Raw genomic sequence first — 15,959 nt, forward strand, 5'->3', positions numbered from 1 at the left:
TGAATGGTTTCTATTATAATAACAAATTAAACACACAGTGAGAATAAAAAAATAATTTTAACTTGTTTATGGGATAATCAAGCGTGATGAAACACCATTGGATTGTGAGGCTTTCTTCAATCTATAACTAAATAGAACAACATTGTTTAGCTTTCTTTGGCTAAGTCTCCATTCCCAACTCTCTATAAACAGTCTGTCTAAACAAAAAGATCACTCGAAAATGAGTGATCTGCCCTTTTTATGATACACATCTGTTCAATACTGCTTCTCCTGCATCAGACAAGAAAAAGAATCTAAACGGATTTCTTAGTGAGCCGTTACCTTCGAAAATACTGCCTTGGATAAATCCGCTTTCCTTCAAGATTTCGATACTTTCTTCAAACTCTGCTTTAGATGCTTTAAAAAATTGATGTGTTAAATTGTTGAAATTCTTTTTAGCAATTTCGTTTAAAATATCATACTCTAGTTCATTTATTCTCATCGTACTCTTCCCCTCTTAAACCTATATTAATATTATAAACAAATTATTTGAATGTTTTTTCACAATTATTTTATTTTTAACCATATTTTAATTTTATAGTTATGCTAAATCATTTATTTTAATTAAATAAAGATAGTTTTTTCTGATAAAAACCATAGAAACAGCTTTCATAGAATATATTTATCAAAATTCCCAATAATAATTTTTATAACTATCGTTTTTTTAAATTATCAAAAAGAACTTATAGTTTATAATTTAAACGAATATGCGCTGTTATATTAAGCATATTCTTCAAATCCTAAAAAGAACGAAACACTGCCTGAGTCCCCTCTGCTTGGCTTATCGAGATTGAGAAACAAAATCGTGAATTTGAGTTGATGATGAAACACTGTTTGAAATGCTCAATGAAAGGATGCTGACGATAGATCCTGTATTTTGTCCCGATCTTCTGAAACATCGAGAAAAAAGAAGCTCGAAAATCACTCGAACTTCTTTTGGTCTTAATTAAATTTCTGCTAAAACAAAATCTACTGCACCTTTTGGATCGCGGGTTAATTTGATATACTCCGCACCTTTTGTGGCTACTACCTTCACGCCAAGCTTTTCGGCGTCCTTTTGAATATCCGCCAAATAGGAGTTTACTTGAGGAGCCAAAACAATCAGATCAAAGTTTTTCATAATATCGTAATGAGAGCCATAAGCGCCGGCCTGTGCTTGAATGTTGGCGCCTGTCTCTTTTGCCCCTTCTTCAAGCGCATTTGCTAACATCGCACTCGTACCAGCCCCAGCACATAGAACTAAGACCCGTTTTCCATCACTTAGCTTTTCTAACACATCCTCCGACAGTGCTTCGACGGCAACTGCTCCAGATGCATTTCCTGCCTCTACTACCTCTGCTTTTACTTCTTCTAACTGCGCATTTTTACTTTCTTCCTCTAGCAATACCGCATCATAAGCTTTGATAAATGGCAGGTAGATAGCTGAGTCAACAGCAATTAGGATCAACGCAAGAATAATCGCTAGTACACTGACACCAGTTCCCAAAACTAATCCGATCGGCGCCGGCGTTGCCCAAGGCAAGACATACATGAAGCTGTTCATACTAAGAACATCCACAAAAAATTTGAATATCCAGACATTGACGATTGGCGCGACTAAAAATGGAATAAAGAAATAGGGATTCAGAATCATTGGTGCCGCGAACAATAACGGTTCATTTACTGCGAAAATAACAGGAACAAAGGACGCTTTACCGACTGCCTTTAATTGCTTAGAACGAGCAAACAGCATGAATAAAAATGGCACCACTAGGGTTGCTCCAGTTCCCCCCATTGTTCCGACAAAGTTTCCCATACCGACAGTCAACACTTTCGAAGCCTGTTCGCCATTTTGGAAAAGCATTAGATTAGTCTCGACATTCGCATAAATAATTGCGGCGATTGCCGGCTCTACAATCGATGGTCCATGCACCCCAACAAACCAGAACAAAGCCATCGCACCCCAAATGATTGCAATTCCTAAATAGCCATCCGCGGCGGTGAACAGTGGTTGCAGGGCACTAATCGCAGTATGAGCAAAGGAACCATGAAAAACATTTCTAAACAACAAATCAATCAAGACAGCCCCAAACACAGCAAAGGAAAAAGGGATCACATCACGAAACATTTGGGAGATCGTTCCGGGAACTTCCTTTGGCATCCGGATCGTAATATCGCGCTGCACACAGAATTTATAGACATTGACAGTTAAAAATGCGGCGACAAACGAAGCCAATAAGCCTTTTGTTCCCATGAAATCACTAGCGAACCCGCCATCAATCTGTTCTACGCTTAGCATCATAAAGCCAGCGATTGATGCCAACATGACCGACACTTCATTGATTGATTTGCCGTTTTCGAGTCTACGATTCATCGAACCTGCCAGACATCGTGCAGTAGTTGCCGCTACTAGCAAACCAACAATCCCCATCGAATACCCATAGACCTTCCACAGCCAAGTAGACACAGCTTCAGGCAAAGTGATACCAAAAACTTCTGGAATCGCCGCGATCATAATAAAAATACTAGAAAACAAAATAGCTGGCATCGCAGTTAGGAAGCCATCACGTATCGCCCCTAAATAGATATTTCTCGATATTTTTTCGAAGAAGGGTTTTCCCTTTTCAATTTGCTTGATAATTGCATTCATAGCCGTTACTCTCCTTTACCCTTGAAATTTATCTTTATACAGCTCAATAAAATCCTGTACCAAATCTCGTAACAATAAGGTGGTCATCAAGTGATCCTGCCCATGGATAAAAATAAAACCAATATCCAAATTGCTGCCCGCCGCCTCATCTGCAAGGATTTTCGTTTGTGAATTATGGGCCAGCTTTAGATTTTCATCCGCATCCTTCAAAGCTTCTTCCACGTGTTCGAAATTTCCCTGGCGAACCTCGCTCAATAGTGTCATCAATGTGCTTCTAGCATCGCCAGAATAGGCAACGATCTCAAAACCCAGCATTTGTAATTCTTCTTTATTCATAATTATAAATCCGCCTTCCTACGAAAGGCACCAATGAGGTGATGAAAACCTTAGAGCGCCTTCTTTCTTTTTTTATTCCGTGTTACCCTTTCCTTGCAGGTCCCTGGTACACTACAGAACCCGAGGAGGTGAGTGGCGGGGCTGTATAGCGGCAACCCCGCATAATTATATGGTGTCGGTCATCCGTTAAGGCATCAATGAATGGCGCAAACCCGTAGCCCGTAAACTTATCTCTTCCGAAGTTGACTCGATTTCGCCGGATGACCAGTCCCTACCAAACCTGTACTATTTTTTTACAGGAGGTTGCTATGTTCAAAATCTTTCGTAAAAATTGTTGTGGCTTGGATGTCCACAAAACGTGGATCTATGCGTGTATCGGAATCACAGATGCGAATGGTCGTACAGTGTATAAGCAAGCTCGCTTCTCTTCCTTTACAAAAGGTCTCAATGAATTAGCTGAATGGCTTGCTAAATACAACTGTAAGGATGTGTGTTTGGAATCTTCCGGTAAATTTTGGATCCCTGTTTTTAATATTCTTGAAAAAACTTGTTTTGTCACACTGGCTCATCCGAAGTACACCAAACCCCAGAAAGGAAATAAAACAGATCGCAAAGATGCAAAATGGATTTGTGATCTCTTTATGTGCGACATGATCAAACCCAGTTTTATTCCTGGTCTTGAAATCCGCCAGCTTCGTGATCTAATGCGTTATCGGACGAAACTGACCAACATGAAAACAAGTGAAAAGAATCGTGCTTTAAACTGCTTAACCGTTTCTAATCTGAAACTAGATGATGTTTTTAGTGATGTGTTCGGAAAATCATCCACTTCTATCATCCAATACTTGTTAGAACATCCCGGTGAATCATTTGATGTTCGACCATTTATCCATGCCCGTTGTAAAACTCCCGTTGAAGAAATCCAAGCGGCAGTTGAGGGGGCGATTTCTGTACCTCAAGCGATTAAGCTTCGCCAATGCCTCAACCATATTAACGAGATTGAGAAGCATCGAGAAGAGATCAATCTAGAGATTCAAGCTCTTGCAGAACCCTTCTCCCCTGTTTTGGAACTACTTCGTACCATACCGGGCTTAGACACTCAGCCAATAACAGCGATTGCGATTCTTTCAGAAATAGGACCGGATATGTCCGTGTTTCCAACTTCGAAACACTTTATTTCTTGGGCTGGATGCTGTCCAAGAAACGATCGCAGTGCCCGACGAACAAAATCAACACGTATCTCTCGTGCAGGGCAGTCGTTGAAACCGCTACTTGTACAGATTGCCAATGCTCTTCTCAGATCCAAAGAACATCCAGAATTTAAAAATCGCTATCGTAGAATCAAAGCGAATCGTGGACACAAGAAAGCTATCATTGCTATTTGTAAGATGCTCCTGACCGCTATCTGGAATGTCTTATCAAAGGTGGAACCCTATTCTGCTAAAGGATATCTGGAGCCAAAACCTGCGAAAGAAGAGAAAGTTCTGACGCAATCCCAAGCTCTGGACCTTTTAAGAAAACGCGGATATACCATTATAGATAGTGCTTAAACCAAAGTTACGTTGATTCTTCCTAAATAGACTCGTTGTCTTCCATTTCAAAAATTTTGAAAACGGTAGGCTTATTTAGTGTACCGTTCTTCAGGTATCTTCAAATAGATTTATTTTCAAACTTTTTCCTCCTACAGCAATGTATCCCTTCTCATTCCATTAGCCTGGTTAGGTAGAAATCGTTCAGGATGTCTACCAAAAAAACTAAATGATAGTCTTCGTTTCACTAACAAATTTATACCAATAAGCTGATTCTTTCGGGTAACGCTCCTGCGTGTCAAAATCCACATAGAATAATCCGTAGCGTTTGTTATAACCATTCGTCCATGAGAACATATCCATCAAGGACCATAAAAAGTAGCCCTCAACATTTACTCCAGCCTCAATCGCATCACTCAATGCTCCTAAATATTGACGTAGATAATCGATTCGCGGCGTATCCATGATGAGGCCGTCTTCAAAATCATCCTTGTAGCCCATGCCGTTTTCCGTAATATAGATTTTTTTATAATGCGGATAATCCTGCTTGATCCGCAGCAATAAATCATACAGACCCTGAGGATAGATCAGCCAATCCCAATCCGTGCGGGGAATATCCTCGCGATAGACACGTTCCGCGATCCCGTTCACACGATAGACGGAGGTTCCCTTATCACCAGTACCGTTATGATAAATCTCATTCGGCCCTTGATACGCCTTGCAGAAATGACTGTGATAATGATTGATGCCCAAAAAGTCATTCCGCTGCGAAGCTTTTTCCATTTCCAGATAGTCTTCTTCTAAGAACTCATACGTTGCTCCCTGCGCTTCACAAATCTCATCCAAAGCAGCTAACAATTCATCTGTATAGCGGCCAAGATACGTTGCTTCTAATAAAAAGCGAATCGATAACGCATCTTCTAAAAAGGCGGCGTGCTTGTCCTCTTCGGAATCCGAATTTGGGTACTTCGTCTCCAGTGAATGAACCACACCAATCTCACCTGGATAGCCGTTTTCTTTAAAAATATTGACCGTTCTCGCATGGGCCACCATCATGTTGTGCAGGCACATAATGATTTTGGTAAAATCAAATTTAATCCCCGGCGGAAAAACACCCAATAAATACTGATTCGTCGCGACTGGATAGATTTCATTGAAGGTGCTCCAATACTCGACTTCGGTAAATTCTTCAAAACAGAATTGCGCGTATTTCACGAACGCATCGATGTTGTCACGATTCAGAAAATCGTTTTGATCAAATAGGGCCTTCGGTGTGTCAAAGTGATGCAAGGTTACGAACGGGATCACATGGTGCTCTTTGCATTGTTTAAATATGTCATGGTAATAAGCAATTCCCTCTGGATTCGGCTCTCCCACTCCTTCAGGAAAAATACGGCTCCACGCAATCGATAATCGCAATCCATTCACACCGAATTTTTCACATAGAGCAATATCTACTGGGTATTGATGATAAAAATCACTGGCAGGATCAGGACTGAAGCGGCCTTGCTCTTCCAAGAATTCATCCCACGCGACAGCACCCTTGCCGCCTTCTTTTGTAGCTCCCTCACACTGATACGCAGCGGTTGCCCCGCCAAAAATAAAATGTTCTGGTAATTTTTTCATGCTCTTATCCTCCATCTAAAGTAATCGTTGAATATGAATCGTAAAGTAAACCTGTTCACTGGCATTTAACTTTAAGCCGTTTGTTTCGTTTAAGATTTGATACATTCCTTCTGCCACACTGTAGGCTTCTGGATAATCCTTTTTTAAATCCGCTCCCAATTTTTCAGCAAATTCATCGACCTCTGCTTCTTCTGTCCGCTCCAGCATATAACGCAGATGAATCATTAGGCGGTCGTAAAAATTTTGAGTCTTTTCCGTTCGAACAATATTCTTTTTGCGTAAATACTCCTCAATTTCTTCCAATGCCCGCTTCTGCTCATCATAAAAATCTGGAGGAGAAGTCACCGGCTCCGGCGTTTTTCCCTGTGCATTGATGAAATGGATACTAATGTTTTTTAGCTCATCCTCTGGAAATGCAATATCTAACCGCTCCTTGATAATTGCTAACGCGTCTTTTGCAATTTGATATTCTGTCGGATATTGCCGGCTGATATCGGGTAACAGACTATTTTGATACTCGCCCTTTACCAATCGTTTATAATTCCAATAGATATGATCCGTCAAAGTGACATAAATATACTCTTGAACCGAATACTGATACTTCTTGATAGCGTTCTCAATTACTTCATAAGCAGTTGTGATAAAATCCAGAGGCACATCCTTTAATAGGAAAGAAAAATTTTGCTTTGACTCCTCGCTTTTCAATACAAACAAATTTTGAATCGTGTCCTCTGACAACAGATCGCCCTTTTTCTTTTGAAAAACAAGTCCTTTTCCCATCGCTATTGCCTGCTCATTGTTTTTCTTAACAATGGCGATATTGTTGTTTAACACTTGTACTACCCTGTACACTATTTCTCACCCCTTTCAATGAAAAAAAACCGCAAACAACCGACTGCTCAGCAATCAGTTACTTGCGGTTTTTGCCTAATCAAATAGTAACAATCCACTAATATCTATATTTCACTAATAGAATAGCATCTTCCCACCCATTTGTAAACACTTTCAAACAAAAAAATGTTTGATTTTTTTTATTCATTCGTTTGTACGCTGAAGAATCTCTACTGAAAACGTCAATAGAATATCAATTCTTCTTCCGTTCTTCCAGCTCCTTCATAATAGCAGCGTGCTTCTCTTCAGTCAGTTCATAGAAAAACATTGGAATCGTTCCGACAGCGATCATAATAGCCAGTAACATTGTCAGCGAAAAATGGAGAACTGACAATGTTTGGGCACTTTGGATCGCGTTAGGAACATAACGGGATAGTGATAGAATTACTCCGCAGAGTCCCGCACCTAAGGCAATCGCGATTTTCGACGTTAAGGTCTGTGTTGAAGAAATCAGTCCTTCACTTCGTTGACCAAATCTCCATTCAGCATACTCAATCGTGTTCGCAATCATTGATGAGGTCATGATCAAAATGATTCCTTGCGGTAGCGAGGTCAAAGCGAAAACAAACATAAATAGATTCAAATTACTCGTTGGATTAATGAAGAATAATCCGCCATTCACCAAGACCCCTGCCAATGACGCAAGATAATAAAAATTCTTCTGACCGATTTTTTTACTCATGATCGGTGTCAAGGCAATCCCTAAAAGCATTCCTGGAACAGTAATTGTGTTAAAAGCCGCAACTAAATTAATATTTCCAATATTATATTGTGCATAATAAACCAATAGGCTTTGACGAATCAGGTTTGACATAAAACTGATTAATAAAGAAATCAAGACGAGCAATAACGGTTTATTTTGAATGATTACTCGCAACGATTTAACAAAGCCGATTTTTTCTGCTTTCGGTTCTATAATCGGTTCCACATGTTCCTTCACCATCAGGCCACCAGCGGTTGTTAATAAACCACCCACCACACCAACGACAATAGCGGTCATTAAATAGCCCTTTTGCATATCTCCTTGACCAAAAAATTGAACCATTGGAATAGCTACGATCCCAATCACCAGTCCTGCCACTTGGCCCATACCGCGAGATAGACTCAAAATAGCTGTCCGTTTGTCGACTGCCTGAGACATTACCGATGGCAAGGACCAATAAGGAACGTCACAGCTGGTGAATGCCATGCTCATCAAAATATACGTAACTCCTGCATAAATGACCTTCATTTTCGCATCTAACCCAGGTGATGAAAAATTTAAAGTCATCGCAATCAACACGACAATTGGCATAAAGATGATGTAGAAACGATAGCGTCCCCAGCGAGTTCTTGTTCGATCAGCGATTGCCCCCATCATCGGATCATTGATACCGTCCCAGATTCGTGAAATCACCATGATAATACTAGCCGCTGCTGCCGTTATGCCAAAAACATCCGTGTAAAAGACCAACATATAAGTTGCCCAAAATCCATAAATCAAGTTCAATCCAATTCCAGCAGTCGCATGCCCCAACATCTCAACAAGAGTGACCCGATTATCTTTACTCACTTCCAATGTGACACGGCTTTCTTCACTATTTTCCACAAATTTTCCTCCTTGTTTAACAATACACGACAAATTACTTAATCAGTTGTAAATGCTGGATAGCGCCTTGATGTGCCGGATTCAGTTTCAAAACTTTTTCAAAGCATTCCTTGGCCGCTCGTTCTTCTTCCTTTCCTAGATGACCTAAGCCTTGAAGATAGATACAATAAATTTCATTATCTAACTGGATATCATTTTCGTAGACAGAATGGGCTGGTGCCGAGACTGCAAAGAAATCCCATTCAACCGTATCCTTCTGATGTGTTCGACCGTATTCTAGTAATAAATCGAATTTAGCCGCCGCCTGTTCCTGCTGTCCTAATTCCTGATAAGCCAAGCCTTGATAGAACAACACATCTGCTGGTTCATCGTTGTAATACAAGACACTTCCCGGTTCTTGAATACCTTTTGTGGCTTCAATGAAGTGTACGTTTGCTTTGTCTTTTTCGCCACGATTGTTATATAGACGTCCTAGATAAAGATTTGCCACATTATCATGATTGCTAGGTAATTTACCTTCTCCTAAATTATGCGGATAGTTAAATGTCGCCTTTAATGTTTTCTCAGCCTTTTTAGGATCTGTATCAATCAATTGACGACCTAGTTCAGTCAAAGCATAGGTATACTGCATAGATACTTTGCCTTCTCCACCTTCCCACGGATGGAAGATGCGTCCTTCGATTTCCTGTAAGACTTCATGATGACGACCCGTTACATTCAGCAAGGTCAAATACTCAATGAACAAATCATCGCGATCCTTAGTAGTCTTCAGGTATCGCTCTAATGTTTCTAAACGATCCGATACCGAAACACCTGTCATCGCTTCTAATTGTGTTTTTTCCAGTAAAACCCGCGCATCTGTCGTGTCCAACGAAAATGCTTGATCAATCATCTGTTGTGCTTGTTTAGGATCATTTCGTTTATTGTAGTAAGCAAAGGATAAATTCCGGAAAACAGTTGGAAACTCTGACCATGTCTGTGCGGCTTCCTCCCACAACTTAATGGCTTCGTCGTAGCGTTTCTTATCGTAAAGCAGGTTGCCAAGATAATATTTTGCATGACTGGCTTCTGGTACTAGCTCGATCGCTTTTTCTAAAAATACCTGCTCCTCTAGGCGACTTGGGAAACAGTAGATTGAATCCGCGGCTTCACCCTCGGCAATCGCTACTTTCGCTTCTTCATTCTCGCCTTGCTCTAGGTATAACCCAGCTGCATAATAGCCGAGTAGCGGCGAAGAAGCTGGACATTCTGATAGAACTGCTAATGCCTGTTCAGTGAAACCATATTGACGATAATCAAGAGCGACTGTCAAATAATTCTGAAGCTCGCCACGCATCACCTTAACATAATCTTCTGGTGTCCCGTTAAGCTCTACCGCTTTTCGATTAATCGCTAAATCTAACGGATCGATAGCCAACGCTTCGCTTACTTTTTCTGCTACCTCAAAACCTAGCTGTTCCAAAATTAAAATTTCCAGCATTCGCGCCTTCATATGATGGCTGTTTTTAATTAACGCTCGTTGAACAAACTCCGCAGCTCTTTCCCATTCTGCTTTTTGCGCACTTAAGCAAGCCAGTTTGAAAAATGCCGCTCCTTGCGTATCATCATTCCATGTGGCTTTGTAAAAAGTATCAAAGGCGTCTTCTTTTTCACCTAACATCTCCAAAACCAATCCTAATTGAAATAAAGGCTCACCATAATAAGGATTTGGTGTCTTCCAAGTTTGTTTAGCTATGGCCTTTTCTAAATAAGTTTTCGCTTCTGTGAATTGTCCGCGTCTAAATAATAATGTCCCGTATCCTGTGTTTAAACGAATATCAGTGGTATCTCTTTTCAAGCCTTCTAAATAATAATCCGCCGGCTCTCTTGTAGCATGACGATATTGTTCAAGATGGGTAGCCGCTAGGAACAATTCCTCGGTGGTTTTTAGCTCTTCTGGTACGGGAATTGCTTCAGCAGGTTCTGGAATCTCTGGTTCTGGCCAGCTCACTTCTTGAAAGCTGACAAGTTCTTTACCAGACTGGTCTTGGACAACGACTCTCAAGTTTGCCTCTGAAGAGATTGCTTCTGGCAAATCAAATGCCTTTCGATACGTATCAGCTGGTGATAAATCTTCTTTATCTTCAAAAATCAATTGATCGTCATTGTAAACTTTTACGCGACACTGTGGTTCTTCACCAGTAACATAGACACTCACGATACCTGTTTGTTCCTCTTTTTCAATATTTACTGCGCCATCGATCGTCGCGTTCTTAATATGGCCTACCCCTTTATACGGCATAAAATGCTGCGTAAAAGTTTTTTCCTCATAAGGTCTCAACCACGTGAAATCCGGTTGATTATCTGTGAAGACGCCAGTCATTAACTCGATGTAAGGTCCATCTTCATCTGTTAAATTACGATCCCATGCTTGACCAAAATCACCATTTCCCCAGGTCCATTGCTTTTTCCCAGGCGAAACATGATGATCGGCTACATGCAATAAGCCTGCATTTAACTGCTCATCAAAATTCCCAATAAAATCAAAATCTGATTTTTCTGCCATATAAGAGGTTGGAACAGGCACATTCTTATATTTTGAAATATCGACACCCGCCGAATAATCGACTTTATAATACTCACCAGTCGCAATTGGAAAAGTCGAAACAGCTCGTTTACCATGATCCATAACAGCGGTTACATCCGGTGGAAAAATTGATGACGTATAATCATTTACAGGTACTGCAGGATTAGCCCACCACAAAAATGTTTGGGGAAGATCTGTCCGATTGTACAGCTGACCTTTGATTTCAATGAACGCTTTATCCGGATATAAGGTAAAGGTGGCACTGCCTTTTGTGCCGTACATTTGATCAATTTCCGAGACCCATAAGGATTTTGAACCGTCTTCATTTTCCATCAGCTTGAATTCAGTTGGAGAATAGGTCGTTGGACGATGATGCTGCGGCCAATTGAACTCGATGCCCCCAGAAATCCAAGGTCCTGTCAGTCCTACCAAAGCCGGCTTGATCACATGATTATAATAGACAAAATCGTAATCGTTCGTTTTATCGATCGCTCGTTGAATACGACCACCTAGCTCAGGTAAAAGCATGACTTTAAGGTATTTGTTTTCAATAAATACCGCATGATACTCCTGATACTTCTTTTCATCATAAATTTTTTCAGTTACCGGCAAAGGATAAACCTTCCCTGTGCTCCCTTGATAAGCACGCTTTTCATAAAAACGGGGATTGTGATCTGGTCCAGCCACTCCATAGGTTGGAATAGTGACCGTTTCTTCCCAGATGCGAACGCTGTTTACTTGATTCATTCATTGCTGCCTCCTTTTAACTTATAATGAAAGTATAAATTGGAAGCGTTTTTAATAAAATAGAGCTTTTTACAAAAGATGGACAATATCGTATAATTTCTTCATAAGACAGAATTTAATAAACCGAGGAGAATTTTATGAAGCAGAGAAAAAGAGATGGATTTAAGAACGAACGTTATGTTAAATTTCCAACGATGAACTTCCCAAGCTATCTTGCGCATCCGCTAGTTGAGCATACTTATGCTACTGAGCTAGGCTATTATCCTAAAGCAAAACACCATTATCGAGAGCGATTGGACGGCGCTGATGAAGCTATTATGTTTTTTTGTCAAGAAGGTCAAGGAACGATTTGTATTTATACAGAGAACCATTGGGAAAAGATTTCGATACAGCCCTTCAGTATTTTTTGTATTCCACCCAAGATTCCTCATTACTATTATTCAAACGATGCTGATCCATGGTCGATTATTTGGGTCCATTTTTCCAGTCCCTTAATTGAACAGCTCCCAATTCAGAGCTTCACTCTGGCTTCTATGAGTGATGGACAAAAGCGTGAGATTCTAGAGTCTAGTCTAATTGAACTTTTTTCAATGGATCGAAAAAACTATACTTTAGAAAACGCCATTTTCATCGCCAATCTATTACGACACATTTTAGTAACTTCTTACTACTACCTTGATACCACACATTCAAATCAAAAAAAGGATTATCTATTAACCGCGTGTATTCAATATATGGCCCAGCATTTACAGGCGTTCATAACCCTTGAAGACTTATCACAGAAGTTTAACGTTTCTACAAGTTATCTGAATAAAATTTTCAAAAAGGAAACCGGAAAATCCCCGATTGGCTTTTTCACCAAATTAAAAATGGACGAAGCCTGTAAATTACTTAGAATCACTAAATTGAAAATTATTGAAATTGCAAAAGAGCTTGGCTATGATGACCCCTATTATTTCTCACGACTATTTAAAAAATACAATCATATGTCCCCAAAGGCTTATCGAGAGCGGTATGTGCCCACGTTTAAAAATTTTACTAAAGATTTTTAAACTATATATTGTCAAATAGTAAGGATCAATCAAAGCCTATTTTTTTCTAGAAAATCATTCACATAATCAAAATTTCTCATCACAAATTCCACATCCAAACTTTTTTTAAATAAACTTAGACGAATCTTGGCAACAAAAATATGAGACGCATTTCTTTTTGGTGAATAACTCCTTTAAAAAAGATGCTGATATCACTATATTCACCCCTTATAGATGATAGGTATTCTGCTCTAATCAAGTCAAAAGCCCATCATTTCGTGGGCTTTTTTCTTATTTTTAGATAAAAATTCGGGTATTTATTTCTTGATTAAGTTATTTTATGAAGGTATTTGACGCGTGGTTGTCGTATTCCTTAGATTAGAATTTTTATATTTTAGTTGCAATCAAATTTTTGGTGTGTAAATTCCGCGAAAATAGGCGTATGTTGTTAGTGTAGATATCTCAATAAAGAATGATTTCAAGAAAGGAGTGACCTATTTGCAAGAATACGGCATCACCAGACAAAAACTGTTTACGTTGTCACGGCAGACAATCGAAAAACGCATTCGCAAGTTTTACCATGAGACAAAAGATGGCACGGCCACCATCGAACTGTTGATTGCACTGCAAGTTAGAGCAGAACTCTGCGAATCAGAATTCAAGAGTGTGTTACGCGGATTAGCGAACTACATTTTCTTAAAAACCCGCTCGACTGCCGCGATGCGTCGCTATTATATTTATTTTACCGATTATTTTGGAAAGAAAGAATGGCAATTATTATCCGCGAAATTATTCCCAGCGCAAACCTATGTCGCTGAAGAAGCGGAGGAATTAGTGAGCCAGATCACCGAAAAACCATTAACAGGATTTGCGGAATCATGAAGGTGATTTCCAGTCCAAGTGAAGAAAAACGAAAAACGAAAGGAAGAAAACCAAAAAATGAAAACGATTACGTTAGATGCGGAATTTGCCGACGAACTTGGCAAGCCCCATCATTTGAAATTTAAACATTTTGATCCCACCAAAACCGCGGATCAAGTCAAAACAGCATTAACCAAATTAACCAAGATCGGCCTGTTTGAAAAAGACGGGATTGCGCTATTCAAAGAAGTTTTGCACGCCAAAGTAATCGTTCGAGAAGTCCGCACGATCTTTGATGACCGAGAAAAAATCGAGCAACCCGCCAACGATCCAATGAATGTCATGATGGAGGCAGCTGACGCACAGCCAGTTGTAGAAACGACTGTTGCAAAAGAAAAACCACAGATGCAGTCTGTAAAAAATAACAAAAGTACTGGACACATCCGCTTTCCAGAGGATTTCACAATCACCGAAGAGCAGCCAAAACCAGGCTGGTTGATCAAAACCATCCAGCTGCCAATGGGTGTGAACCCGCAGGATATCAGTGAAAGTCAGGCGCTGACGATGATTACATCCAGTTTGCCAGCCGGTGTCACCGTGGAGGATCTGTCGGTAGATGAGCAAGCAACGCCTGTGAAGCTGATCATTACGGCGAAATATGAGGAGGAAGCAGAAGAAGTAGTCATGTCCGCAAATAAAGAATCGCCGCCAGCAAAACCTAAGAAGAAACGTAAACGTCTGCTCAATCGTATGCGCAAACGAGAATAAGTAGCACACTTCCGTCTTATCAAAAAATCCAACGTTGGGATGAGGCGGAAGTGTGCAGGATTTGAAAAGGTGAGTGCAAATTTTAAGCCCGCAAAAGCTGCGGGCTATTTGACCTGCCCCCATTTGTTCCAACGGAGGGATAATTATTCTGCTATTTATCAATTTTTAAACGTATTGTCTTTCCGAATTAATAGTATACGGCAACGTTATCTGATGAGTCTATTTCCCTTGTCTGATCAATTGTAGCAACGGATTTAAGAAAGTTAAGGCATAAAACATTGCGAGAAAAATTCCGTAAAGAAGCGTAAATAAGAACCCATCTCGCCGATTTTTACTAATGCTAAAATGGTCCACCAACTTTTTCACAAACGTTCTTGGATGCAGTAAGTCCCATGTGTTGAAGCGAATGTAACGCCCTAAATAAATTCCAAAGCTCAATAATAGGAAGATCAGCCCTGTTAGTGTCCAAAATAATGGCGTATTAATCTGATTAATCGTTTGCGGATCAATATAGATGATTACTAAGAATTGAAGCAATAGAATATTCAGTGCTGTATTTAAGACACCCGAGATGGCTAAGCTTAGTACAGAAATAATGTCATACCAAATCGGCACTTCCACTTTATCCACTTCTCGGTGAGTCAAATTCAATTCTGTGATCAAATATCCGGAGTTCGGCAAAAATAAAAACCAAGCGATCAAACCGATAACTAGTACGGCTAAAGAAATACTGGTAACCAGATTACTTTGAAGAACGGCCCCTAGCCAAGAAATAAACAGCTGGGTGAGAATCGTACCCACCAAAATGACCACCGGAATAAGTGAAAGCTTGAAATTATGGACCATTGGTTTAAACAGTTTTGTGTGAAACAAGCGTGGGCGAATCACGATCGTCCCAATCGCAAATAAATTGAATAAAATGGTAACTATTAGTATTACGGACAAAATATCACTCCATATTTTTCTTTTTACTTCTATCGCAACCAAGACTAAAACTTTTGCTTACTAGTTCTAACATAAGTTGCCATTGAAATACAGACAACCTCGTAAATTCAAGTACAAATATCATAGAGTATCGTCGTGATACTAATTTTTCAATTCGTAAAGTTATCAGTGTTACAAAATATTTTTCATCTAGGAAATAATTCTGATTCTAGTTATGGTACAGAAAGTAGCGGTCTTTTACTAAAAATAATCGGTCCATTATTTGCTCGTCTATCAAAAAAAATCCACCGATTGGTGCTATGCTGGCAACAGATGTATCCTTAACTAATACAAGCGGTCAGTTCTTTAATGAATCTGGAAAGGTCGTGCCCCCTTCCTGCCCAATTTTCAGCACAAATGGCTG

General features: G+C 39.9%; 12 protein-coding genes. 4 read left to right on the forward strand and 8 right to left on the reverse strand.

The genetic code is table 11. The features are described from left to right. Positions 1-238: 238 nt before the first annotated feature. From OMU_RS04115 to OMU_RS04125, 3 genes are all read right to left on the reverse strand, one after another. Positions 239-481, reverse strand: a complete 243-nt coding sequence (locus OMU_RS04115; RefSeq protein ID WP_016178706.1) for a hypothetical protein — start codon at positions 479-481, stop codon at positions 239-241. Positions 482-985: 504 nt separating this feature from the next. Further along, positions 986-2,668, reverse strand: a complete 1,683-nt coding sequence (locus tag OMU_RS04120; protein WP_016178707.1) for a PTS lactose transporter subunit IIBC — start codon at positions 2,666-2,668, stop codon at positions 986-988. Between the two features lie 15 nt (positions 2,669-2,683). After that, on the reverse strand, positions 2,684-3,004 hold the full coding sequence (locus OMU_RS04125) for a PTS sugar transporter subunit IIA (protein WP_016178708.1): 321 nt from the start codon (positions 3,002-3,004) through the stop codon (positions 2,684-2,686). Between the two features lie 308 nt (positions 3,005-3,312). On the opposite strand from OMU_RS04125, the gene OMU_RS04130 reads away from it, so the two are divergent. Continuing rightward, positions 3,313-4,554 (forward strand): IS110 family RNA-guided transposase, encoded by a 1,242-nt coding sequence (locus OMU_RS04130; protein ID WP_016178709.1) that lies wholly within the window; start codon positions 3,313-3,315, stop codon positions 4,552-4,554. A gap of 204 nt (positions 4,555-4,758) precedes the next feature. Here the strand turns inward: OMU_RS04130 and lacG are convergent, their stop codons facing one another. From lacG to OMU_RS04150, 4 genes are all read right to left on the reverse strand, one after another. Beyond that, entirely contained in the window at positions 4,759-6,159 is a 1,401-nt protein-coding gene (gene lacG, locus OMU_RS04135; RefSeq protein ID WP_016178710.1) for a 6-phospho-beta-galactosidase, read from the reverse strand. A 15-nt stretch (positions 6,160-6,174) separates the two neighbouring features. After that, positions 6,175-7,011 carry a PRD domain-containing protein gene (locus tag OMU_RS04140; protein ID WP_034875795.1) on the reverse strand — a complete coding sequence of 279 codons (837 nt, stop codon included), beginning with the start codon at positions 7,009-7,011 and terminating at the stop codon, positions 6,175-6,177. Positions 7,012-7,243: 232 nt separating this feature from the next. Next, on the reverse strand, positions 7,244-8,638 hold the full coding sequence (locus OMU_RS04145) for an MFS transporter (protein WP_016178712.1): 1,395 nt from the start codon (positions 8,636-8,638) through the stop codon (positions 7,244-7,246). Between the two features lie 34 nt (positions 8,639-8,672). Continuing rightward, the gene (locus OMU_RS04150; protein WP_016178713.1) at positions 8,673-11,951 is read right to left on the reverse strand and encodes a DUF5107 domain-containing protein; all 3,279 of its coding nucleotides are present in this window, start codon (positions 11,949-11,951) and stop codon (positions 8,673-8,675) included. 137 nt (positions 11,952-12,088) lie between these two features. On the opposite strand from OMU_RS04150, the gene OMU_RS04155 reads away from it, so the two are divergent. The 3 genes from OMU_RS04155 to OMU_RS04165 all read left to right on the forward strand — a co-directional run bounded on the left by OMU_RS04155 (position 12,089) and on the right by OMU_RS04165 (position 14,611). Continuing rightward, the gene (locus tag OMU_RS04155) at positions 12,089-13,003 is read left to right on the forward strand and encodes an AraC family transcriptional regulator (protein WP_016178714.1); all 915 of its coding nucleotides are present in this window, start codon (positions 12,089-12,091) and stop codon (positions 13,001-13,003) included. Positions 13,004-13,480: 477 nt separating this feature from the next. Beyond that, complete coding sequence (locus OMU_RS04160; RefSeq protein ID WP_016178715.1) at positions 13,481-13,864, forward strand: hypothetical protein; 384 nt, start codon at positions 13,481-13,483, stop codon at positions 13,862-13,864. Positions 13,865-13,921: 57 nt separating this feature from the next. Then, positions 13,922-14,611 (forward strand): DUF2922 family protein, encoded by a 690-nt coding sequence (locus OMU_RS04165; RefSeq protein WP_016178716.1) that lies wholly within the window; start codon positions 13,922-13,924, stop codon positions 14,609-14,611. A 219-nt stretch (positions 14,612-14,830) separates the two neighbouring features. Here OMU_RS04165 and OMU_RS04170 read toward each other — a convergent pair whose 3' ends face one another. Then, complete coding sequence (locus tag OMU_RS04170; RefSeq protein WP_016178717.1) at positions 14,831-15,556, reverse strand: DUF1361 domain-containing protein; 726 nt, start codon at positions 15,554-15,556, stop codon at positions 14,831-14,833. Positions 15,557-15,959: the final 403 nt, after the last annotated feature.

It is taken from the genome of Enterococcus avium ATCC 14025 (assembly GCF_000406965.1).
Lineage (GTDB): Bacteria > Bacillota > Bacilli > Lactobacillales > Enterococcaceae > Enterococcus_A > Enterococcus_A avium.

Excerpts from the sequence above, each read along its gene's own strand:
- OMU_RS04115 (WP_016178706.1), bottom strand. The coding sequence starts at position 481 with ATGAGAATAAATGAACTAGAGTATGATATTTTAAACGAAATTGCTAAA.
- OMU_RS04150 (WP_016178713.1), bottom strand. The coding sequence starts at position 11,951 with ATGAATCAAGTAAACAGCGTTCGCATCTGGGAAGAAACGGTCACTATT.
- OMU_RS04120 (WP_016178707.1), bottom strand. The coding sequence starts at position 2,668 with ATGAATGCAATTATCAAGCAAATTGAAAAGGGAAAACCCTTCTTCGAA.
- OMU_RS04130 (WP_016178709.1), top strand. The coding sequence starts at position 3,313 with ATGTTCAAAATCTTTCGTAAAAATTGTTGTGGCTTGGATGTCCACAAA.
- OMU_RS04155 (WP_016178714.1), top strand. The coding sequence starts at position 12,089 with ATGAAGCAGAGAAAAAGAGATGGATTTAAGAACGAACGTTATGTTAAA.
- OMU_RS04165 (WP_016178716.1), top strand. The coding sequence starts at position 13,922 with ATGAAAACGATTACGTTAGATGCGGAATTTGCCGACGAACTTGGCAAG.
- lacG (WP_016178710.1), bottom strand. The coding sequence starts at position 6,159 with ATGAAAAAATTACCAGAACATTTTATTTTTGGCGGGGCAACCGCTGCG.
- OMU_RS04125 (WP_016178708.1), bottom strand. The coding sequence starts at position 3,004 with ATGAATAAAGAAGAATTACAAATGCTGGGTTTTGAGATCGTTGCCTAT.